Raw genomic sequence first — 20,083 nt, 5'->3', positions numbered from 1 at the left:
ATTCGACGATCAATTTATAAAGGGGATCGATTTCAGGCGTCAAATCAATCGGACATTCTATTCTGCGGTATAAAGAGCGGACCACCTACGCCTCGAACAGTGCGTGATCAGCGGCAACAGCCTTCAATAGGTGTTGGACCACCAACCCGATGACCGGGCTCTTCCGGTCCTCTCGTCGTGTGAGCAGCCAGACCTCTCGCGCCGGGGGGACGCTTTCGAGCGCGCAGGGACGAAGCTTCGGATCTCTCCGGCCGATATAATGCGGCAGCAAGGCAATTCCGGCACCCGCCTTGGCTGCCGTTGCCTGTGCGAACTGATCGCTGGCGCGAAACGACACCCGCGTTCTCGGGAATTGGCGCCCCATCCAAAGTGCCTCCGGCACATAGGCATTCATCTCGTTGAAACCGATTAGCACCGGCGCCGCTCCGGCCTCGACATCTCGGCACAGCTTCGGTGTCCCGTAGAAACCGTAGCCAATCTTCATCAGCAGACGTGCCAGAATATCGCCGTCCTGCGGACGTCCAACGCGGACGGCAATATCCGTCTCGTGGCGCTCCAGGCTGACAGAGCGAAAATGGGTGGCGACATCGATGTCGAGACCGGGATATCGCATGGACAATTCGGCGAGCCGACCGATCAAGTAACCCTGCGCCAATCCCGGCGGCGCGTTCACGCGCACCACGCCGCGCAGCATATTGTCCGTGCCGCCGCGCCCCAGCGTCTGCACCGCCGCTTCCATATCACCAGCGACCGAGAGTGCCCGGGAGCCGGCCAACGTCAGCGCGTATCCCTCCGGCCGGCGGTCCACCAGCTTCTCACCCATGGCAGCTTCGAGCGCATGCAGGCGACGGGCGATTGTCGCGTGATTGACCGAGAGCGCGCGCGCAGCCGCCGACAAACTGCCATAGCGCCCGAGAGCGAGGAAGATCCGAATATCCTGCCAATCCGGCTCTGTGCGTTTTCTATCAGCCATTGCGCAAGATTAGCGAATTTTGCGCAGATGGGAATGGGCCTAAATGTCCGTGACATGAAGACCCGATCGGAGTGCTCGCCAACGCCAGACGTCCCCAGTGGACCTCGCTCCGGAGGCACACTCCGACACCACTCATAGCGACTGACAATATCTAACAAGATCTCGCTCGAACAGCTTGCTGCAGCGGACTACTGACGTGAGCAGCCGCCACAGACCACAACCCACATCTTTGGAGAACCACAATGAGCAAAATTGAAAAAGTAGCGATCGTCACGGGAGCGTCGCAGGGAATCGGCGCTGGCATCGTGAAGGCCTATCGTGATCTCGGATATGCCGTGATCGCGAATTCCCGCAACATCAAGCAGGGCAACGACGGTCATGTGATCGCTGTGGCCGGACAAATTGGAGAGCGTGAGGTCGCGGCACGCATCGTCGACACCGCCATCGAACGATTCGGACGGATCGACACGCTCATCAACAATGCCGGCATCTTTATCAGCAAGCCGTTCACCGACTACACGGCTGACGACTTTCGCGACGTGCTGGACGTCAATCTCGCCGGTTTCTTCCACGTTACGCAACTTGCCGTTCCGCACATGTTGAAGCAGCAGCGCGGGCATATCGTGCAGATAACGACCGCGCTCGTCGATCAACCCAGCTCTTCGGTGCCCGCGGGGCTCGCGTCGCTCACCAAGGGCGGACTGGATGCCGTCACGCGCGGGCTAGCCATCGAATACGCCAAGCAAGGCATTCGCGTGAATGCCGTGGCGCCCGGCATCATCAAGACACCGATGCATACGCCGGAAACCCACGAATTTCTCGGTAACCTCCATCCGATGGGACATATGGGAGAGATTGCGGACATCGTCGATGCCGTCCTCTACCTGGAACGCGCGGGTTTTATCACCGGAGAAACACTGCATGTCGATGGCGGCCAGCACGCCGGACATTGAACAACCAAGGGAGATGACGATCATGCCTTACGTCAACATCAAGGTGACGCGCGAAGGTACGTCACCAGGCGCAGCCGAAACGACCCCGGCACAGAAAGCAGCGCTCATCAAAGGGGTCAGCGATCTGTTGTTCGAGATTCTGGGGAAACCGCATGAGTCGACATTCGTCGTGATCGATGAAGTCGAGTTGGAGGACTGGGGGTGGGGTGGCCTCCCAGTCCGCGACTACCGAAAGAAGCTGGCGGCCCGACATATCGATGAGAGCAACACGAACTGACGTATCCCCGAGTAGACAAGTGCACGCCACGCATGTGCGCTCATATGCGTCATGAGAGATGACACCATGTCCTCCCCGAGCCTAAGCCACAGCCACCAAGGCAAGAGTCATCACGACAGCAGCGGCAAGCCAGTTTGGCCTGCTGCGGCGGCCGGCTTGTGCGCCACGCTTGTCGGGCTTGGATTGGCTCGCTTCGCCTACACGCCGCTCATTCCCGCGCTAATCGCCGACAAATGGTTCAGCCCTGCAGATGTCGTCTATCTCGGGGCCGCCAGTCTTGCCGGATATCTCGGTGGCGCCTTGGCCGCGAGGGAACTCAGTGCGCGGGCCGGTGCCATACGCATGCTTCGCGGGATGATGCTACTCGCGAGCATTTGCTGCTTTGCCAGCGCGACGCCTGTATCGCTGACGTGGTTCTTCCTCTGGCGGTTCCTGTCAGGTTTCGCTGGTGGCGTTATCATGGTCCTTGCCGCATCGACGATCCTGCCACACACCGCGCCGAAGAAGAGGGGCATTGTCGGCGGGGTCATCTTCGCGGGGGTCGGCCTGGGAATAGCGGCATCAGGAACATTGGTCCCCCTATTGCTGCGGCTCGGCCTGGCGCAGAGTTGGATAGGTCTCGGACTTCTCTCGGCCCTACTGACATTGATCAGTTGGAGAGCGTGGCCCTCTCAGGTATCATCTACGGAACAGGCACCAGAGATCCATTCATCAACGGAGCGTCCGCTTGTCGCGGTCCGTTTGCTGAGTATCGCATACGGGCTCAACGCCCTGGCGCTTGTGCCTCACATGATTTTCCTCGTCGATTTCGTCGCGCGGGGGCTTGGTCAGGGGATCGCAACCGGATCGCAGTACTGGGTCCTGTACGGCCTCGGCGCCATTGTCGGACCGCTACTGACGGGGCACCTTGCAGACCGCTCGGGCTTCGGCCCCGCGCTGCGCGTCGCCTTCCTCGTCCAGGCCATCGCAATTCTTCTACCCGCGTTGAGCACCGTGCCGGCTGTTCTGATTGTCTCGAGCATCATTGTCGGCGGTTTCACGCCCGGAATCGTACCGCTCGTGCTCGGTCGCATCCACGAACTGCTGCCACACAGCAGCGCCAGCCAGCGCGCCGCCTGGGCACAGGCAACCACGAGCTTTGCGCTGTTCCAGGCAGTCGGCGCCTACGGCCTTTCCTATTTGTTTCAACATACAGCGGGCGATTACACGACGCTGTTTGTCATCGGCGCTACTGCTGTAACGGTATCTCTGGTCCTGGATCTCATCACCGCTGTCACAACCGGGCACAAACGTGGATCGCGCAACGCTGGATCATGAATTCTGCCAGCAGCGCGAATGGCATTCATGCTACGCCGGTTGTCGGCTTGAGGCATGGCCGGCGACCATCAACTGCTTCCCGGTTTTGTCGTCGCCCACTTTAGATGCGCGGCTGATGGATGACCCATCATATCGCCTTTTGAGACGATCATTGACGGGAGACGAAACCGTCCACGCGACTACGGCGCCAAACGTTGGGGCTTACACCGGTCACCCGCCGGAACTGACGGCACAGATGCGGCTGATCAGAAAATCCACAAGCGAAGGCGATTTCACAAAGTGACGCGCACGTCAACGTCATGAGCTCCATCGCACGCTGAAGACGGCGTGCGACCACATAGGCATGAGGGGATACGCCAAAGGTCAACTTGAACGCTTTTGAGAAGTATCCGCAGCTCAGGTTCACAATGCAGGCGAGTTCAACGACGCGGATCGCCCCTTCCAGATTTGTTTCGATATGACGTTTGACCCGCTCCACCTGCCAATGGGCCAAACCACCGCGATTCGAGCCGTCATTCTGCAGCCCTACGGGCACTTCAAGGAGCGAAACAGCTTGCTTGATATAACCAAGCGCCGCACCAGCATCGGTGTCGATCGCCTGCGTTGCGCTTCGCAGGAGCTGCGACACCATTTCAGGGCTCGCCACAACACAGGGATGGCCGCCGGAAAGTTCAATCGGCTCTTCGAACTTTAAGTCTAAAAGCATGTTCATCATCCTTTCCGAAGGGCGGCCACCTGGATCAACCCATCCAGTGAGGGCTCTCATAACGCCAGCCGGTATGTGCGAATGACGTCAGGATCGGGATCAATGCCAAGGCCAGGTCCTTGCGGTACTGCAATTCGACCATGCAACGGCTGTAGCGCAGCGCCGTAAATCGTTGTGTCGAGGTCGAACCAGCGCCATTCAATCAGGGCATCGGCTGATCCCAGAGCTGCAGTCACATGAATGGCGGCGAGCAGACCCGGCCCGTCATAAAAAGAGTGCGGCATGACCGTCGTGTTGTGGACCTCCGCCAAAGGAAAGATTTTCTTCAACGCGGTGATGCCGCCCATCTTTGCGGGGCTCGGCTGCACAAAATCAATCGCCTGTGCTCTCAGTAGCCGCTCAAAATCCATCAACGTATAAACGTTTTCTCCAGCCGCGATCGGGATTCCCGTCGCGCTTCTCAACAGGGCAAGACCATCAAAATTTTCCGGCGGCCAGAGTGGTTCCTCCAGCCATTTCAAATCGAGCGCTTTCAGAACGTCCGCGGAGGCCTTTGCCTCTTCCAGCGTCCAAGGACAATTGACATCGAGCGTTAACGCTGTGTGCGGACCGGCTTCCTCGCGCGCGGCACGCATCGCAGACGCTTCGATCTCGTGAAGCTTGAGCGTATCAAAGCCTTCACCGCTGGCCCGCTGCACTGCGTCTCGAACGAGTGAAACATCGGAGTACCGGGGGAGACTGGCATAGCAAGCCAGATCTGCTGTACCACCCCCAAGGAGCCCGCAGACCGGCATATTCGCAGCTTTCCCGGCGATGTCCCACAGCGCGATATCAATCGCAGAGATGCCGAAGGCGAGAGCGCCGCCACGCCCGAAGACATGAAGCTTCTTCTGAATCCGGGACATCAGCGCTTCAATCTGAGCAGCATTTTGCCCGATACACAGCGGCCCAATCAATTGATCGACTGCAAGCTTGGCGGAGGCAACCGCGCGGAACCCGAATGCCTCCCCCCAGCCGGTTACCCCCTGATCGGTTGTCACCCTGACAAGCAAGGAGTCGACCGCAGGGAGATTGCTGTCGCCCCAAGCTGAGGCGTCTGACTTGCTGCCTGCGCGAAATGGAATCCGGAGCGGCACCGTCTCAATGCCAATGATGATCATCGCATCATCTTTCGCAGTTGGTTGAAAGAACCTGTCAGCTCAACAACACCTGAGACTGTCAGTGGCGCGGGTCGTCATGCGCATTGCGATATTCGAGGCCGAGCGGGCCAATCGCGTTCACCTGCGTGACGTACTCTCCCGACCGCGCCCAGTGAAAATGCCATGTCTCGCCCGGCAACACGATGACGCTTCCCGGCGGGTAGGCTACAACCTTGTTGCCGTCAAACCTCTCGCCAAGCCCGATATAAAAGACACCCGACATTACCGTATAGATGCGGTCCTCCGGATGCTTGTGCGGCATAAGCTTCGTCCCGGCAGGGACCTTGACGCGAACGAGATAGGGGCCAGCATCTGCCGGATTACCGACCACCACGGCGAGTTGCGCCCCCGCAGGAAAGGCGGAGAATGCCTCCCACACGATCTCCTCAGCCAGGATTGCGCGAAATTTGTCTTCATCGGGCTGATGTTGGCGAGGCATTGCGACGTGCGTAGTCATTTGCATCTCCATGCTGATGGCTGGCAGAGCCAATCGATCGCCAGCCGTGGCGTCTGAATTGACGATGCCTGAAACTCGGGAAGATTGCCCGTTATCGAGTGTTAGGGAGCGTTAGCTCTTGCAAGAGCGATCGACACTCGATGAAGCGCGCATCAATGGCCTGCAACTCTGCCGAGTTTGCCGAGCTGTTCCCGGTCGAGTCCCACATCCAGCGAAAGCCCAAGTCTCGCGAATCATAGCCAAGCATTGGCCTCACTGGCGCGGCAGTACGAATGCCGCTCAGTAAACCCGCTCTTTCGGAGGAATCGTTGCCACATCATTGGATAACGGACGGAGATGCACGGGGCGGTAGTCGAGGCGCACGCCTTCTTCGACATCGAGCCAGGACAGGGTGTGTTTGAGCCACGCCTCGTCGTCACGCTTTGGAAAGTCCTCGCGCGCATGGGCGCCGCGACTCTCAGTTCGACCGATGGCGGAGCGCAGACTGACGTCGGCTTGCGCAAGCATATTGTCCAGCTCGAGCGCCTCGGCCAGATCGGTGTTGAACATCATGGATTTGTCCGCGACGCCGAGATCATCGCGCATCACTGCGGCGATCTTTTCCAGCTCTTCACGCCCGTCATGCAACAGAGGGGCCGTTCGAAAGACGGCGCAATAGCGCTGCATCGTCCTTTGCATCGCGAGCCTGACGTCCCCAGCCTTCGTGTTGCCATTGGCCCATCTGATGCGATCCAGACGGGCGATGGCGCGCTCGGTCGCATGACTTGATAACGGAGCGTGTCCCTCGCCCGGACGGACCATGTCCGCAGCCCTGAGCGCCGCAGCGCGTCCAAATACAATGATGTCTAGCAGCGAGTTCGAGCCCAGCCGATTGGCGCCATGAACCGAAACACATGCGGCTTCTCCTATCGCCATAAGACCAGGAACGACCATATCCGGATTGCCGTCGCGTTTGGTAATGACTTCGCCATGAATATTGGTAGGAACACCGCCCATATTGTAGTGCACGGTCGGCAGGACCGGGATCGGTTCGCGCGTCACATCGACGCCAGCGAAGATCTTCGCGGTCTCACTAATACCTGGCAGGCGCTCGTGCAGAAGGTCAGCGCCGAGATGCTCCAGATGAAGTTCGATATATTCCTTGTTCGGCCCGCAGCCCCGCCCCTCGTTAATCTCGATCGTCATCGCACGACATACCACGTCTCGGCCGGCCAGATCCTTGGCGCTGGGCGCATAGCGCTCCATGAAGCGCTCCCCCTCAGAATTTGTGAAATATCCACCCTCGCCACGTGCGCCTTCGGTGATCAGGCAACCGGACCCATAGATCCCGCTCGGATGAAATTGCGTGAACTCCATATCCTGAAGTGGAAGCCCGGCGCGTAGCACCATGGCATTGCCATCACCGGTGCATGTATGCGCCGCGGTGCATGAGAAGTAGACACGGCCATAGCCCCCGGTCGCCAGCACGGTCCGGTGCGCTCGAAAGCGGTGCAACGTTCCGTCTTCCATATTCCAGGCCAGCAGGCCTCGGCACGCACCATCATCATCCATCAGCAGATCGAGAACGAAATACTCGACGAAAAACTCCGTGCCGTGCCGCAGGCACTGCTGATACAGCGTGTGCAGGATAGCATGTCCTGTACGGTCAGCGGCCGCACAAGTCCGCTGCGCCATCTGCTTGCCGAAGTCGATAGTCTGACCGCCAAACGGACGCTGATAGATCTTGCCCTCCTCTGTCCGAGAAAATGGAACGCCGAAATGTTCCAGTTCGAGCACCGCGGGGGCGGCTTCCCGGCACATATATTCGATGGCGTCCTGATCGCCGAGCCAATCGGATCCTTTGACCGTGTCGTACATATGGAAGCGCCAGTTGTCACCGTCCCCCATATTGCCGAGCGACGCGGCCATGCCGCCCTGTGCGGCGACCGTATGGCTCCGCGTTGGAAACACCTTGGTGAGGCACGCGGTTCGCAGCCCGGAGGCCGCCATGCCGAGCGCCGCGCGCATGCCGGCGCCACCAGCGCCGACGATCAGGACATCGTAGCTGTGATCGATGATCTCGTACGCCTTGGACATGAGGCTACCTTGCGCTCGGCAATGTCCAGTCGGGCCGCACATAGTGGCAGGTATAGCCTTCTGGATAATGTTCGAGATAATCCTGATGCTCGGATTCGGCTTCCCAGAAGTCACCCGCCGGCGAGACCTTCGTCACGACCCTACCGGGCCACAGGCGAGACGCATCGGCATCTGCGATGGTCTCTTCCGCCACGCTCCTCTGCTCATCGCTCGTGTAGAAAATCTCCGAACGATAGCTTGTCCCAACGTCGTTTCCCTGGCGATCCAGCGTTGTTGGATCGTGAATCTGAAAGAAGAACGCCAATAGCGTCCGATAGCTGATCCGTGCGGGATCGAAAGTGATCTCGATCGCTTCGGCATGCCCGTCATGATGCCGATAGGTCGCATTCCTCACCGTCCCGCCGGTATAACCGACGCGTGTTGATAGCACGCCGGGCTGCTTGCGAATGAGATCCTGCATGCCCCAGAAACATCCGCCAGCCAGTACGGCGCGCTCGCTTATGCCCGCGCCAATCATGCCGCGACCTCGATTGCTGCGATGGTGGGGAGCAGTTCGCCGGTGGTGACAATCGCATGTGCGTAAGTGGGCCCGTTCAGCTCATGCGCCGCATGCATCATGTCTCGGCTGAAGGCCGCCGTCGCATCGCGCACCAGCGTAACATGATAGCCAAGCTCCATCGCGTAGCGCCCCGTTGATTCGATGCACGTATTGGCGAGCAGGCCGATCACGATGACGTGGCTGATGCCGTGCTGCTTCAGCTGCTGGTCGAGATCGGTATTGGCGAAGCCGCTTTGCCCCCAGTGTTCCTTGATCACCACGTCACCCGGCTGCGGCGCAAAATCCGGATGCCATTCGCCACCCCACTCGCCGCGTGCGAATGTGTGACGCTTCATCATGCCGAGCTGTGTTGGATTCGGGTGGTGCCAACATTCATAGTCGCCATGCTCCCACCGGCGATGCGGAACGATGAACACCTGGATGCCAGCACCCCGGACCGCGCTGTTAATCGCTCTGAGATTGTCCAGCAGTTTATTTTCAAGCGCGACCTCCTTGACCCGCGGCCAGATCTTGCCGCCTTCCGACAGAAAGTCGTTATAGGGATCGACGAACAGGAGGGCAGTTTTTTCCTTCTTGTAGACGGTCGGTGCGTTCATGACGTTTCTCCCGATTCAGATGTGAAATGCTCCGCGATCAGCTGTTTGCGCGGGCGGCCCGCTCGATGCTCGCAGCAAAGAATGGCGTTTCGCTCTGGTTATGTGCGATCGACGCTGGCTGGCGCTGTGCCCGAAACTGATCGAAGGGAATGCCCTGCTTGGCGAGGAACGTCATGAATTCGTCGGTACCGAATGACTGCACGCGGTTAGTGAATTCGCATTGTCCGTCGCCCATCGCCTTGACGCTCAATTCCCAGGTCACGTGGATGGTGGTCCGACCGCTGGGCGTGAAGACATCGGACGTTGAATCGAGAATCAGATGGTCCTTCTTGCCGAGCGTCTCGACATAGTGCTGCACCATCAGGCTGCCACCGATCGTTTCGACATTGATCGACATCCGCTTGCCATCCGGCGCCGTCGTGAATCCCGCGGCAATGTGAGCCGGCGAACAGCCCTGATAGTCGCGTTCCGAGAGGTTGAAGCACCATTCTGGAATATTGATCGCCTCGATCGGCGCGTTGATGATTGCGGTGAAGCTGGAATCGACGATCTGATTGGTATTCATCTTATGGATCTCCGTGATTTTGGATTTTCATTGTCTCAGAATAATGTACGCTCACGTCCGTTGCTTCAGAGCACCGGCGTCGATCGGCATCTTGCGCAGCCGCTTCCCGGTCGCAGCGAAGACGGCATTGGCAATTGCAGGAACGATGCCCGATGTGCCGGCCTCGCCCATGCCACCGGGCGTCTCGGAACTGAGGACGACGTGAACCTCGATGGCTGGCGCCTCATTCAGGCGCAGCAATTGATACGAATCGAAATTGCTCTGCTCGATGCGACCATTCTTGAGCGTGACCTCACCATAGAGAGCCGCCGTTACGCCGAAGATGACGCCGCTCTGGATCTGGGCCTGTACGGTGTCGGGATTGACGACGATGCCGCAATCCATCGCGCAAACAACCCGATGGACGCGAACCGTTCCGTCTGCAACAACCTCGACCTCAGCGACCTGTGCCAGATAGCTGCCGAAAGCGGATTGCACCGATATGCCCCGGCCACGGCTTTTAGGCAGCGGTCGCCCCCAGCCAGCCTTGTCGGCAGCGAGATCGAGCACCGCCTTCGCACGCGGATGATGCTCCAGAAGCATACGGCGATAGACAACCGCATCCTGCCCGGCCGTGAAGGCCAGCTCATCAATGAAACTCTCGGTAACGAACACATTGTGCGACGGACCCACGCTGCGCCAGAACGCCGTCTGGATCCCGGGAGGTTCGACACGCACATATTCGACATGAAAGTTCGGCAGGTCGTAGATTAGATCAATTGCGCCTTCCGTTGTGTCCGGATCTAGGCCGTCCTTGAAGGCCGGCGGCAGCCAGCGTGCGATCACCGACGATCCCGCAAAGCGGTTCTTCCATGCGACCGGTCTGCCACTGGCATCGAGCCCCGCGGCGATGCGATCGACCCAATAGGGCCGATACATGTCGTGCTGGATGTCCTCCTCGCGGGTCCACACAACCTTGACCGGTCCATCCACATGTCGGGCGATCTCGACGGCCCGCACGGCCCCGTCGGCTTCCAGGCGCCGTCCGAAGCCACCGCCGATGAGGTGATTGTGAACCGTGACCTTGTCGACCGGCAGACCAGCAGCTTTGGCTGCCATGGCCTGCACGCGGGCAATTGCCTGCGTTCCGACCCAGATCTCGCAGGCATCCTTGCGCAAATGCACCGTGCAGTTCATCGGCTCCATGGTGGCATGCGCCAGAAACGGCATCTGATAGGTCGCTTCGACCCTGGTCGTGGCGCGTGCCATGGCGTCATCGACGTTGCCGATGGTCTGGGCGACTGCACCGGGCTTCCGCGTCGCTTGATCGAGCTCCTGCGCTATGTCTTCTGTCGTCAAGTGCTTGTTCGGACCGTCGTCCCAGGTGATCTGCAGCGCCTCCAGTCCCTTCTTCGCAGCGCCCATGTGATCCGCCACCACCGCGACGGCATCGTTGAGCCGAACGATCTGGCGTACGCCCTTGACGGCCTTTGCCGCGCGATCGTCGACGCTTATAAGTCGGCCACCGAATGCCGGGCATTGCGCAAGCGTTGCGATCAGCACCCCCGGCGGACGCGCATCGATTCCGTAGGTCACCGAGCCGTTGACCTTGCCCGACGCATCCAGCCGCTTGGCCGGCGTGCCGATCAGCGTGAATTCGTCCGGCTTCTTCAGCACAATGTTGGACGGCAGCGGCATCTGCGCTGCGGATTCAGCAAGCTCACCGAATTTCAAGCGTCGACCGCTCTGGGCGTGAAGTACCTCGCCGGCCTGCACACGGCATGAGCTTACATCGACACCCCAGCGCTTTGCTGCGGCGGCGGTCAGCATCATCCGTGCTGTCGCACCGGCCTCGCGTAGCGGCTTCCAGGCGCCGCGGATGGCGTTCGAGTTGCCAGTCGCCTGCACGCCGAGCAATGGATTGGCATAGAGCTTTTCGTTCGGCGGTGCATGTTCAAGGCGAATCTGGTCGAGATCGACGCCCAACTCCTCCGCGATCAGCATCGGGATCGACGTATATGTCCCCTGCCCCATTTCGACATAGGGCATGGTGAGCACGACCTCGCCGCTGCGATCGATGCGTACGAAAGCATTCGGCGCAAAGCTGCCGGTCGCCGCCGCTTCGGCGTCGCCGCCGGGCAAATTGAAGCTCAGCACCAGGCTGCCGCCAAGCGCGGCGCTGCCAATCAGGAAGCGACGTCGGGATGGACGACTGGCTGTTGCTGCAGATGACACGCGATCGCTGATCATGACACGCTTCCTTTGGCTATCGCTGCGCGGCGAGCTTGATGGCTTCGCGAATGCGGGTGTAGGTGCCGCAGCGACAGATGTTTCCGCTCATGGCGTCATCGATGTCGGCATCGCTTGGATGGGGATTGGCCGCCAGCAGTGCGCTCGCGGACATGATCTGGCCGGATTGGCAGTAGCCGCACTGGGCAACTTCATGCTCAAGCCAGGCCTTCTGCACACTCGCGCCGGCGCCGGTTTTGCCGATCGCCTCGATGGTCGTGATCTTGGCGTCACCGATACTGTCGATCGTCGTGATGCACGAGCGAATGGCCGATCCATCCATATGGACGGTGCAGGCACCGCACAGCGCCATGCCACAGCCGAACTTCGTCCCGGTCATGCCGAGGACATCGCGAAGCACCCACAGCAGCGGCGTATCCGCGTCGACGTCCACACTATGCGATATCCCATTGATGCTGATTGAAAAGCTCATATCGCTCCTCCTTGCGCCTTAACGGTCGTCGTTTGGGTGATGAGAAGGGAGCGAGGCCAACGGCGCCGCCCTCCTGATCGAATCGATCGTCAGCGTCCGAGCTGACCGACGTGAAAGCCGAGCCGGCTCTCCACATCGCCCTCACGATGGAATCCGCGTTCCATCAGCGCTTTGATCCTCCGCTGACTTTCTGGACGACCAATCGCGGCGATGAATGCATCCCACTCGGGCGCGATTTCTGCGTCGGGGGGCAGGCTTGCCACATCGACGAGACGCTTGGTCTCAGCGATAGCCTGCTTGTCAAAGGACGCAATCCGCATCGCGAGAGCCTCAACGAAATCGTCCAGTTCAGCATCCGGCAAAGACCGATTGACGTAGCCGTAGCGCTCGGCGAGATCGCCGCGAATATCGTCGGCACTCAGCAGGATCTCAAGTGCACGACCTCGTCCGACGAGACGCGGAAGTCGCGCCATCGGTCCGCCGCCGGGTACCAGTCCAGCCCCGACCTCCCATTGCGAGAGGATCGCCTTTTCGCGGCTGGCGAAACGCATGTCGCTAGCCAGTGCCAGCTCACTTCCTACCCCAGTTGCGCGTCCCCTGATCGAACAGATGGAGACAACCGGTGCGCGACTGAGGCGCACCAGCATATCGGGGAGCGCCTGAAGTCCTGTTGGTCCTGGGGGGATCCGTGCAGATTCCTCCAAGGGCGCGAGAAAATCGTAGTGGGTCAGGAAGAAGCCCTCGATGGCACTGTCGAACACTACGACTTTGACAGCCGGATCCGTTTCGATCGCGGTCACGATCTCGTTGAGCGGGCCGACCGTTGATGGGCCGAAGATGTTGAGCGGTGAAATATCGAAGGTGACGCGCCAATATGACGGCAGCCGCTTTTCGAGATGGATCTGCTCGGAGGAAAAGTTGCGCTCGGGACGGTTCATGTTGATAGTTCCTGCTATGTCCGAATGGACGCCGCGCATATCACTACGCGCCCTGTCGGCTCAGATTGATTGGCGAAGCGATTTAAAGGACGCGCGCATTTCCGCACAAAACAGCTCTGGCTGCTCCCAAGCGGCAAAGTGCCCGCCTTTGTCGAGGCGGTTGTAATGAATCAGTTTGGGATAGGCCCGCTCGGTCCAGCTGTGCGGCGCTGCATAGATCTCATCAGGGAATACGCTGACAGCGACCGGGATGGAGACATGCTTCGGCTCGAAGAAAACCAGCTTGTTCTCCCAATAGAGGCGGGCCGAAGAGACCCCCGTATTGGTCAGCCAGTAGAGTGAGATATTATCGAGAATATCGTCACGGCTGAGGCCTTCATGCCGGCCGTCGAAGACGCGTGCGATCAGTTCATAGCTGCGCGTGTCATGATCGAGAATCCATGACGCCAAGCCCGCAGGTGAATCGACGATGCCGTATAGTGTCTGAGGCCGGTTTGACATCTCGATGGCATAGCCAAGGCCATGCTTATAGAAGCTGTCCAGCTGATCATATGCCTGGTTCTCGACCGAGGAGAGATTGGATGGCCGCGTGCCACCCGGCTGCAGAGCGGTCGCAACGTCCGCCGGGACGGTCGCGGGCATATTGGTATGAATGCCAAGCAGCTCCGGCGGCGCGAGCAGCGCCATCTGCTCCGTAATCGCATTGCCCCAATCCCCTCCCTGCGCAACAAAACGCGTATATCCGAGGCGTTTCATCAACACCACCCAGGCGCGTGCTATCCGCACCGGATCCCACCCGGCCGTCTTGGGTTTGCCGGAAAAACCATAACCGGGGATCGAAGGGATAACGATATCGAAGGCATCCGATGTGCTCGCACCGTGAGCCGCCGGATTCGTCAATGGACCAATGATCTTAAGCTGCTCGATAATCGATCCCGGCCATCCATGCGTCACGATCATCGGCAGTGCGTTTGCTTGCTTTGACCGAACATGGATGAAGTGGATATCAACGTCATCGATCTGTGTGATGAACTGCGGCAACGCATTGAGCTGCGTCTCGATGTTCCGCCAGTTGTAATCGGTACGCCAGTATTGAATGAGCTTCTGCATCGTCTCCAGCTGCACGCCCTGCGACTGATCCGATACGATCTCCTTGTCAGGCCAGCGCGTCGCCGCAAGGCGACGGCGCAGGTCGACGAGATCTTGGTCGGGAATATGGACGTGAAACGGGCGGATGGAATCGCTCATCGCTGCCTGGATCGCGCTGGATGGCAAAAGCGACGCCACACCGGCTGTCGCGACGCCGAGGAAAGCCGTGTTGAGAAGTTGCCGCCTGTCCAGCGTACCGTGATCATGATTTGGGTAAGTATCCATGGTCATTCTCCCTGTCCAATCGATGGGCCGCAGCCCGCTTTTGCATGAGATGAACATGGCGGATGTCGCAGCGACATGCTCGTTATGGATTGTTAGGACGCGTTAGCTGATGCGAGTAGCCGAGAGAGATCGATGTCGCTCGCTGGATTTAACGACGCGACAATCATGTCGCGCCGAGTATTAATTTGCTGGGCGATTACTCGAGAATCGCAAAAAGGCCTCCCGCTCGGGAGGCCTTGATAAGATTGGTGCGGACCGATCGCGGAGCATCAGCGTGAAGGCCGGAACATGCCCCGTTCTGCGACCCGATTGCCGGCAGAGAGGCGATCGAGCGACACCGCCGTCTCCAACTCGCCGGTCAAGAACTGCGCACGACCGTGGCCGAAGGACCAATCCTCGTCGCCATTCGTCACCATCGAAACGACGACGTCGAATGGCTCGATGTCGCATTCCTTTCTCAAGCTGTCGCACAGCAGCTGGTAGAAGGCTTGTTTCGATTCCCGCGATCGCGGTCGCGTGGTCACGTGAACTAGCATCCTGCGCGCCGTCCGTTTAATCCCGAGCCCGGTATCTTCCATACGGAAATTTCCAGCCGGATGCTCGTGGATGATCTGATAACGGTCACTTTCTGGGATTCTGAAGGCGGCAACCAATGCGCTATGGGTCGCATTGAGGATCGCCTTCAGCTCGTCCGCGCTGCGGCCCTCAATGACGTCGATTCGAACAAGTGGCATTACGATACTCCGATCGTTCATTCATCTGTTCAGGAGGACGGCGGCGTAGTTAAGGAGACACAGATCGTCCGTGCTGCTCGCCTGTAAGGAAATCTGCGTACCACTCCGGCCAATTATCGTCGTGCACGCCCAATCTTTTCTCGTGTTCGCCATGCGCATCTGCCGCCCGCCGGAGAGCTGCGGCAAGATCCCCTGTCGACGAGAATGTCGTGTCGGCCGCATCGATGCGGCCGGGCAATCGCGAGGTGATCTCCTGGAGGAGCCAGCCATTGCCGTCCGGATCGTTGAAGGACGCAAAGGACCGGTAGCTGCGGCGGTCCGGATCCAGACCATCGAGACGCAACCGACCAAATAGAAATGGCTCGTCCTCTCCGTTATAGACATCGACTCCGGCGTGGAACGGTTCGCTGACCTCGGCTCCGCTCTTTAGGAGCTCCTGACGCGCCGCCTCCACGCTCGTCACGATCAGGTAGAGCCCCTGAGCCGTTCCAGGCGCGGCCGACGTCACATTGGTGCCGAAGATGATGGAACATGCCGATCCCGGCGGGGTGAACTGGATCACCCGATAGTCAGCGCCTGAGGCAAAATCGGCATCGAGCCGCCACCCCAGCCCTGCATAGAAAGCTTTTGCGCGATCGACATCCGAGACGGGAATGACAATCACTTCAAGTTTCAGATCGATAGCAGTCATGTTGGTCTCCTCGTCCAAAGCGAGATCCCGAGCAGTTACTGCGGGCGATCTGCCGTTAAGACGTTACGCGAAGACGAAAAAGCTGCCAGTTATGCGCTGTTAGGCCTCGTTAGCTGTTGCGAGCGCTCATACCGATCAAGGACTGGTCGAACTGATCGAGAGCACTCCTTACCGCTCTAAGATCAGCCGTTTCAAGGCCTTCACTGAAGCACGAGTAGGATGCGTGCAGATCAGACGCTCGCTGCGCCCGCAACGAAGCATCTGCCAGGCGGAAACGACTGAAATCCGCTCGCAGTTTCCATGACAAAGCCGACTGCCGTTCTGCCAACTCGCAGGCGGCAAGAAGATCCACATCTGGTTCGGCACCAATATGCCAGCGGAGCTCGCCGCGCACACGGAGGAGTTCCGGCATTTCCCAGCTCTCGCCCTGAGAAGCGACGTGATGGATACGGATCTGAAGCGAGGCGAGCGCGTCGTCGAAGCGTCCCTGAGCTGCCAATCCGTCGACCAATGCAAGTGAGGCGGCTCCGCTGTAGAGCTCTAGCCGCTCCGCCAACATACGCGGGATCGACCGGCGCAGTAGATCGACGCCTTCATCCACGTTGCCGCGCGCGACATAGAGCTCGCCCTTGAGCGCTTGCGCAGCCGTCTGGAACGGTCCAAGTCCATGTTTCCTCGAGTATCCCGCCAACCGGTTCGCCGCCTCCTCGAGCGCGTCGGTATCACCGACAAACCGATAGACGCGTGCGGCAAAGCAAAGTCCTGCGCAGTACATCGCAAGGTCGGGATTGGCCCGAGCATCCATCAGGCCATTGGCGACGGCCACGGCGCGATCGGAACGTCCGATCAACCAAAGATTGGTGCACGACATGACATTGGTGCCGCGGGGATATGCAAAATGATCGATCGGCAGAAACGGAATCTCCGCGTCAATCGCCTCCCCTTTTTCGAGCCGCTCACGTGCAGCCCGCTGATCGCCAAGTAAATGATAGGCAATACCCAGATATGTATGCGCGCGCCCCGCCGACGCCGGATCGCCAAGTTTGGTTGCGACGATATCCGCAAGCTGCGAGACCTCTAACAGTCGCTCCCGCTCTCCGGTCCGCCGATAGAGCGCATGTAGCCGGCTAAGAAGCCGAAATTGGTTCTGAAGATCGTCCAGCCCCTGGGCCATTTCGAGCCCGCGGAGCAGCGCGACTTCACATTCCTGGCTGTTGCGGTCGGAAAACATCGAGGCATGTCCAAACGCCCAGAGCAGATCGATTTCAGCGGCTTTATAATCTCCGCCGGATACAGCGATGTTGAGAGCGCGACCAGACCAGCTGCGGCACTCCTCCAGCAGATTCATTTCGACGAACAACCGCGCCGCCACGGCTGCGAGCGGCATTCGCAAGCTGGGCTCTCCTGCGTCCGAGAACGCCCAGCCGAGGCTTGCGCGCGTGTCGGCCAGCAGTTCAGACCGGTGAAGCCATCCACCGGGACGCTCCCCTTCCGGCTCATAACTGCGAGGCGTCAAGGCGTTGAGGACATATCGCGCATGGCTCATATTTGCCGCGTGCGCCGCTCCCGAACTAGCCAGCTTCTCAGAAGCATATGCCCTCGTCGTCTCCAGCAGCCGAAAGCGCGCCTGCCCGGCGCTCACTCGACTCGTTACGAGCGACTTAGCAACCAACTGTTCGAGAATCCCCAGGACTGCGTCCCGCTCTGCAAGCCCATCCGCCAGAGCGCGCACCCCATCGAGCGTAAACAGGCCAGGGAAAACGCTCAGATACTGAAGCAAGCTGCGTTCGACCAATGAAACGAGATCGTAACTCCAATCCATCGCAGCGCTGAGCGATTGATGTCGACGCGGCGCCGTTCGCCGTCCGGGCCACGCAAGACGGAGACGACTCTCGATGAGCTCATCAAGTTCGACGAGGCTATGGGTCGATAGTCGGCTTGCCACCAGCTCAATCGCGAGCGGCACGCCGTCCAAACGGCCACAAAGCCGCGCCACGATTTCGGCATCGCGGGTAAGCTGTGACGCATCACAGCCGGCCGCAGTCGCGCATTCGATGAACAGCCGCGCCGATGAATAGCTGGCGACATCCGTTTTTACCGAAAATTCGGTTGGTGGGACGTCGAGCGGCGGAAGTTCAACGACAAACTCTCTTGCAACTTCCAGTGTTTCTCTGCTGGTGGCCAAAATCGCCGACTTGGGCGCATAGCCGTAGATCTGCTCGGCTAAGTGCGCGGCTACGTCAATGACGTGCTCACAATTGTCCAAGATTAACAGCAATTCCTTTTCGCGCAGAGTTTCCAGCAGCCGCGGCGTCGGATCCCCTACAGGAACGACGACACCCAGAACAGAAGCGACGGTACCAGCGACAAGACGTTCGTCCCGAAGCACACCAAGATCGACAAAACGAACACCATCCGCAAACCGGTGTCCCACGTCATGTGCCAAAGCGATCGCGACCGTGGTCTTGCCCACCCCACCGGGTCCACGAAGCGTGATGAAGCGGTGCTCGGCCAAGTTGGCGGCGAGCGCCGCGACCTCCCTGTCGCGCCCGATAACTCTGCTCGGCTTGGGCGGAAAGTCATGCCCGCTGCGGCCAGAGATCGGCTTGGTCACACTTGGCTTGCCGGTCGTCGGTTTCCCCTGAGACACCGGAGCGACAAAGCAATATCCGCGGCCGGGCACGTTGAGCACGAAGTTCTCGCCGCCCCTCTCCTCGCCCAAAGCTCGCCGGAGCTGCGTGATGTGGAAGCGCAGGCTGCTCTCTTCGACCGTGAGGCCGGGCCAGGCTCTTGCCATCAGATCGGCCTTGCTAACGACATCCCCAGCACGGTCGACCAGCAAGCTAAGTATATCGAAGGCCCGGCTTCCAAGCTGTACAGGCCGGCGGTCGCACTCGAGAAGACGCTCGGTCCGGTAGAGGCAGAAGCGTCCAAACGATGCCACGTCGTCGGCCGGCTCTGCGGGCGGATGAGTACTCAACTCTTGATCGCTCACCACAGATCACCTCCCCATACCCGGTGAACCAGCCTGCATCAAAGCTTGCAGCATATCTTCTTACACGATCGCGCGGCTAAGCTCGCCCATTTTGCGGCCTCTCATCGGGCGTCCGTCACACTATTTCGCGGACATTTCACGAGATGCAGGCACCGCCAATGTCACGCGCGTTCCATGGCCAACTGTCTCGCCGTACACTTCCGCATTGATACTGCGCGCGAGTCCTTCGAGCACACGGCCGCCGGTACCCTGGACCGGATCGCATGCTCCGATCCCATTATCCGCCACCGTGCAGTACCAGCGCTCGTCACGATAGGCAGTCTCGATGCGGATCAGCCCACTCTGTCGATCTGGGAATGCGTGTTTGGCGGCATTCGTCACCAGTTCGGTCAGTATCAGCGCGATCCGATGACACTGTGACGACTGAAATTTCGCGCACTCGATCGCGACTTCGCAACGAATGCCCGCCGGCTCCAGCACGGCCTCTGACAGCGCACTACACAGCCGTTCGAAGAACTCTGCAGGCGCGACGATGTTCGGATCAATCGGATCCGACAGCAATTGATACAATTTTCCGAAAGCGACGACGCGCCGCTCGAACCGATCGACCGCAACCGGCAGATCTTTCAGTTCGATCCGCATGAAATCGCGCCGAACCGACGCGCCAAGCAGTGTCAGCGTGTTCTTCATGCGGTGATGGCTCTCACGAAGCACAAGCTCCCAATCGCCCGCTCGCGCTCCGGCGCTGGAAATATAGTCAGGTTGGAAAATGACGTCGTTGGGTCGAGAACCGATATCGCGCATCATCTAGCCTTCCCCATTTGGCGAGGTGTTAAAACCCCTACGCCATACTGCAGCAAGGTTTAGGCGGGCGCTCGTTAGACTTTGCAAGATTCTGTTATGATGAAGGACGACAGCGAGATCCCCTGATTGACACCCATCTAGCCTCCACCCGCCTGCGTCCAAGAAGCT

The 20,083-nt window shown here is 59.5% G+C and carries 19 protein-coding genes; 3 read left to right on the top strand and 16 right to left on the bottom strand.

What is annotated here, in order from left to right; all coding sequences use genetic code 11:
* Window positions 1–85 precede the first annotated feature (85 nt).
* Complete coding sequence (locus AB8B20_RS28005; protein WP_439073842.1) at window positions 86–973, bottom strand: LysR family transcriptional regulator; 888 nt, start codon at window positions 971–973, stop codon at window positions 86–88.
* 242 nt (window positions 974–1,215) lie between these two features.
* Here AB8B20_RS28005 and AB8B20_RS28000 point away from each other — a divergent pair, with 242 nt between their 5' ends.
* From AB8B20_RS28000 to AB8B20_RS27990, 3 genes are all read left to right on the top strand, one after another.
* Window positions 1,216–1,926 carry an SDR family NAD(P)-dependent oxidoreductase gene (locus tag AB8B20_RS28000; protein ID WP_439073843.1) on the top strand — a complete coding sequence of 237 codons (711 nt, stop codon included), beginning with the start codon at window positions 1,216–1,218 and terminating at the stop codon, window positions 1,924–1,926.
* A gap of 22 nt (window positions 1,927–1,948) precedes the next feature.
* A complete protein-coding gene (locus AB8B20_RS27995; protein WP_439074064.1) occupies window positions 1,949–2,203 on the top strand; it encodes a tautomerase family protein in 255 nt (84 codons plus the stop codon).
* 66 nt (window positions 2,204–2,269) lie between these two features.
* Window positions 2,270–3,520, top strand: coding sequence for a YbfB/YjiJ family MFS transporter (locus tag AB8B20_RS27990; RefSeq protein WP_439073844.1), 1,251 nt, complete (start codon window positions 2,270–2,272; stop codon window positions 3,518–3,520).
* A 148-nt stretch (window positions 3,521–3,668) separates the two neighbouring features.
* On the opposite strand, the gene AB8B20_RS27985 is transcribed toward AB8B20_RS27990, so the two are convergent.
* The 15 genes from AB8B20_RS27985 to AB8B20_RS27915 all read right to left on the bottom strand — a co-directional run bounded on the left by AB8B20_RS27985 (window position 3,669) and on the right by AB8B20_RS27915 (window position 19,915).
* On the bottom strand, window positions 3,669–4,232 hold the full coding sequence (locus AB8B20_RS27985; RefSeq protein ID WP_439073845.1) for a helix-turn-helix domain-containing protein: 564 nt from the start codon (window positions 4,230–4,232) through the stop codon (window positions 3,669–3,671).
* A gap of 50 nt (window positions 4,233–4,282) precedes the next feature.
* Complete coding sequence (locus AB8B20_RS27980; RefSeq protein WP_439073846.1) at window positions 4,283–5,386, bottom strand: mandelate racemase/muconate lactonizing enzyme family protein; 1,104 nt, start codon at window positions 5,384–5,386, stop codon at window positions 4,283–4,285.
* Window positions 5,387–5,444: 58 nt separating this feature from the next.
* A complete protein-coding gene (locus tag AB8B20_RS27975; protein ID WP_439073847.1) occupies window positions 5,445–5,882 on the bottom strand; it encodes a cupin domain-containing protein in 438 nt (145 codons plus the stop codon).
* 279 nt (window positions 5,883–6,161) lie between these two features.
* A complete protein-coding gene (gene sdhA, locus AB8B20_RS27970) occupies window positions 6,162–8,000 on the bottom strand; it encodes a succinate dehydrogenase flavoprotein subunit (protein WP_439073848.1) in 1,839 nt (612 codons plus the stop codon).
* Window positions 7,963–8,475: a peptide-methionine (S)-S-oxide reductase MsrA gene (gene msrA, locus AB8B20_RS27965; protein WP_439073849.1), complete on the bottom strand. Its 513-nt coding sequence runs from the start codon at window positions 8,473–8,475 to the stop codon at window positions 7,963–7,965. The genes sdhA and msrA overlap by 38 nt, the downstream gene beginning before the upstream one ends.
* A complete protein-coding gene (locus AB8B20_RS27960; protein WP_439073850.1) occupies window positions 8,472–9,113 on the bottom strand; it encodes an isochorismatase family cysteine hydrolase in 642 nt (213 codons plus the stop codon). The genes msrA and AB8B20_RS27960 overlap by 4 nt, the downstream gene beginning before the upstream one ends.
* Before the next feature lie 37 nt (window positions 9,114–9,150).
* Window positions 9,151–9,678: a hypothetical protein gene (locus AB8B20_RS27955; RefSeq protein WP_439073851.1), complete on the bottom strand. Its 528-nt coding sequence runs from the start codon at window positions 9,676–9,678 to the stop codon at window positions 9,151–9,153.
* Window positions 9,679–9,729: 51 nt separating this feature from the next.
* Entirely contained in the window at window positions 9,730–11,907 is a 2,178-nt protein-coding gene (locus AB8B20_RS27950; RefSeq protein ID WP_439073852.1) for a molybdopterin cofactor-binding domain-containing protein, read from the bottom strand.
* A 16-nt stretch (window positions 11,908–11,923) separates the two neighbouring features.
* Window positions 11,924–12,379, bottom strand: a complete 456-nt coding sequence (locus tag AB8B20_RS27945) for a (2Fe-2S)-binding protein (protein WP_439073853.1) — start codon at window positions 12,377–12,379, stop codon at window positions 11,924–11,926.
* 89 nt (window positions 12,380–12,468) lie between these two features.
* Window positions 12,469–13,317 (bottom strand): enoyl-CoA hydratase/isomerase family protein, encoded by an 849-nt coding sequence (locus AB8B20_RS27940; protein ID WP_439073854.1) that lies wholly within the window; start codon window positions 13,315–13,317, stop codon window positions 12,469–12,471.
* 60 nt (window positions 13,318–13,377) lie between these two features.
* On the bottom strand, window positions 13,378–14,691 hold the full coding sequence (locus AB8B20_RS27935; protein ID WP_439074065.1) for an epoxide hydrolase family protein: 1,314 nt from the start codon (window positions 14,689–14,691) through the stop codon (window positions 13,378–13,380).
* 269 nt (window positions 14,692–14,960) lie between these two features.
* Window positions 14,961–15,425 (bottom strand): tautomerase family protein, encoded by a 465-nt coding sequence (locus AB8B20_RS27930; protein ID WP_439073855.1) that lies wholly within the window; start codon window positions 15,423–15,425, stop codon window positions 14,961–14,963.
* A gap of 49 nt (window positions 15,426–15,474) precedes the next feature.
* Complete coding sequence (locus AB8B20_RS27925; RefSeq protein ID WP_439074066.1) at window positions 15,475–16,116, bottom strand: VOC family protein; 642 nt, start codon at window positions 16,114–16,116, stop codon at window positions 15,475–15,477.
* Window positions 16,117–16,225: 109 nt separating this feature from the next.
* Window positions 16,226–19,111 carry an ATP-binding protein gene (locus AB8B20_RS27920; protein WP_439073856.1) on the bottom strand — a complete coding sequence of 962 codons (2,886 nt, stop codon included), beginning with the start codon at window positions 19,109–19,111 and terminating at the stop codon, window positions 16,226–16,228.
* A 120-nt stretch (window positions 19,112–19,231) separates the two neighbouring features.
* Window positions 19,232–19,915: a sensor histidine kinase gene (locus tag AB8B20_RS27915; protein ID WP_439074067.1), complete on the bottom strand. Its 684-nt coding sequence runs from the start codon at window positions 19,913–19,915 to the stop codon at window positions 19,232–19,234.
* Between the last annotated feature and the right edge of the window lie 168 nt (window positions 19,916–20,083).

Source organism: Tardiphaga sp. 866_E4_N1_4 (genome assembly GCF_052076075.1).
Taxonomy (GTDB): domain Bacteria; phylum Pseudomonadota; class Alphaproteobacteria; order Rhizobiales; family Xanthobacteraceae; genus Tardiphaga; species Tardiphaga robiniae.
Note: the sequence above shows the minus strand (reverse complement) of the source record. Positions and strands in the feature narration are given on the sequence as shown.

What these genes read in the sequence shown, in the direction of transcription:
- AB8B20_RS27960 (WP_439073850.1), bottom strand. Translation starts at nt 9,113, where the DNA reads ATGAACGCACCGACCGTCTACAAGAAGGAAAAAACTGCCCTCCTGTTC.
- AB8B20_RS27950 (WP_439073852.1), bottom strand. Translation starts at nt 11,907, where the DNA reads ATGATCAGCGATCGCGTGTCATCTGCAGCAACAGCCAGTCGTCCATCC.
- AB8B20_RS28005 (WP_439073842.1), bottom strand. Translation starts at nt 973, where the DNA reads ATGGCTGATAGAAAACGCACAGAGCCGGATTGGCAGGATATTCGGATC.
- AB8B20_RS27935 (WP_439074065.1), bottom strand. Translation starts at nt 14,691, where the DNA reads ATGGATACTTACCCAAATCATGATCACGGTACGCTGGACAGGCGGCAA.
- AB8B20_RS27955 (WP_439073851.1), bottom strand. Translation starts at nt 9,678, where the DNA reads ATGAATACCAATCAGATCGTCGATTCCAGCTTCACCGCAATCATCAAC.
- AB8B20_RS27945 (WP_439073853.1), bottom strand. Translation starts at nt 12,379, where the DNA reads ATGAGCTTTTCAATCAGCATCAATGGGATATCGCATAGTGTGGACGTC.
- AB8B20_RS27980 (WP_439073846.1), bottom strand. Translation starts at nt 5,386, where the DNA reads ATGATCATCATTGGCATTGAGACGGTGCCGCTCCGGATTCCATTTCGC.
- AB8B20_RS27975 (WP_439073847.1), bottom strand. Translation starts at nt 5,882, where the DNA reads ATGACTACGCACGTCGCAATGCCTCGCCAACATCAGCCCGATGAAGAC.
- AB8B20_RS28000 (WP_439073843.1), top strand. Translation starts at nt 1,216, where the DNA reads ATGAGCAAAATTGAAAAAGTAGCGATCGTCACGGGAGCGTCGCAGGGA.
- AB8B20_RS27985 (WP_439073845.1), bottom strand. Translation starts at nt 4,232, where the DNA reads ATGAACATGCTTTTAGACTTAAAGTTCGAAGAGCCGATTGAACTTTCC.
- AB8B20_RS27940 (WP_439073854.1), bottom strand. Translation starts at nt 13,317, where the DNA reads ATGAACCGTCCCGAGCGCAACTTTTCCTCCGAGCAGATCCATCTCGAA.
- AB8B20_RS27925 (WP_439074066.1), bottom strand. Translation starts at nt 16,116, where the DNA reads ATGACTGCTATCGATCTGAAACTTGAAGTGATTGTCATTCCCGTCTCG.
- sdhA (WP_439073848.1), bottom strand. Translation starts at nt 8,000, where the DNA reads ATGTGCGGCCCGACTGGACATTGCCGAGCGCAAGGTAGCCTCATGTCC.
- AB8B20_RS27995 (WP_439074064.1), top strand. Translation starts at nt 1,949, where the DNA reads ATGCCTTACGTCAACATCAAGGTGACGCGCGAAGGTACGTCACCAGGC.
- AB8B20_RS27915 (WP_439074067.1), bottom strand. Translation starts at nt 19,915, where the DNA reads ATGCGCGATATCGGTTCTCGACCCAACGACGTCATTTTCCAACCTGAC.
- AB8B20_RS27930 (WP_439073855.1), bottom strand. Translation starts at nt 15,425, where the DNA reads ATGCCACTTGTTCGAATCGACGTCATTGAGGGCCGCAGCGCGGACGAG.
- msrA (WP_439073849.1), bottom strand. Translation starts at nt 8,475, where the DNA reads ATGATTGGCGCGGGCATAAGCGAGCGCGCCGTACTGGCTGGCGGATGT.
- AB8B20_RS27990 (WP_439073844.1), top strand. Translation starts at nt 2,270, where the DNA reads ATGTCCTCCCCGAGCCTAAGCCACAGCCACCAAGGCAAGAGTCATCAC.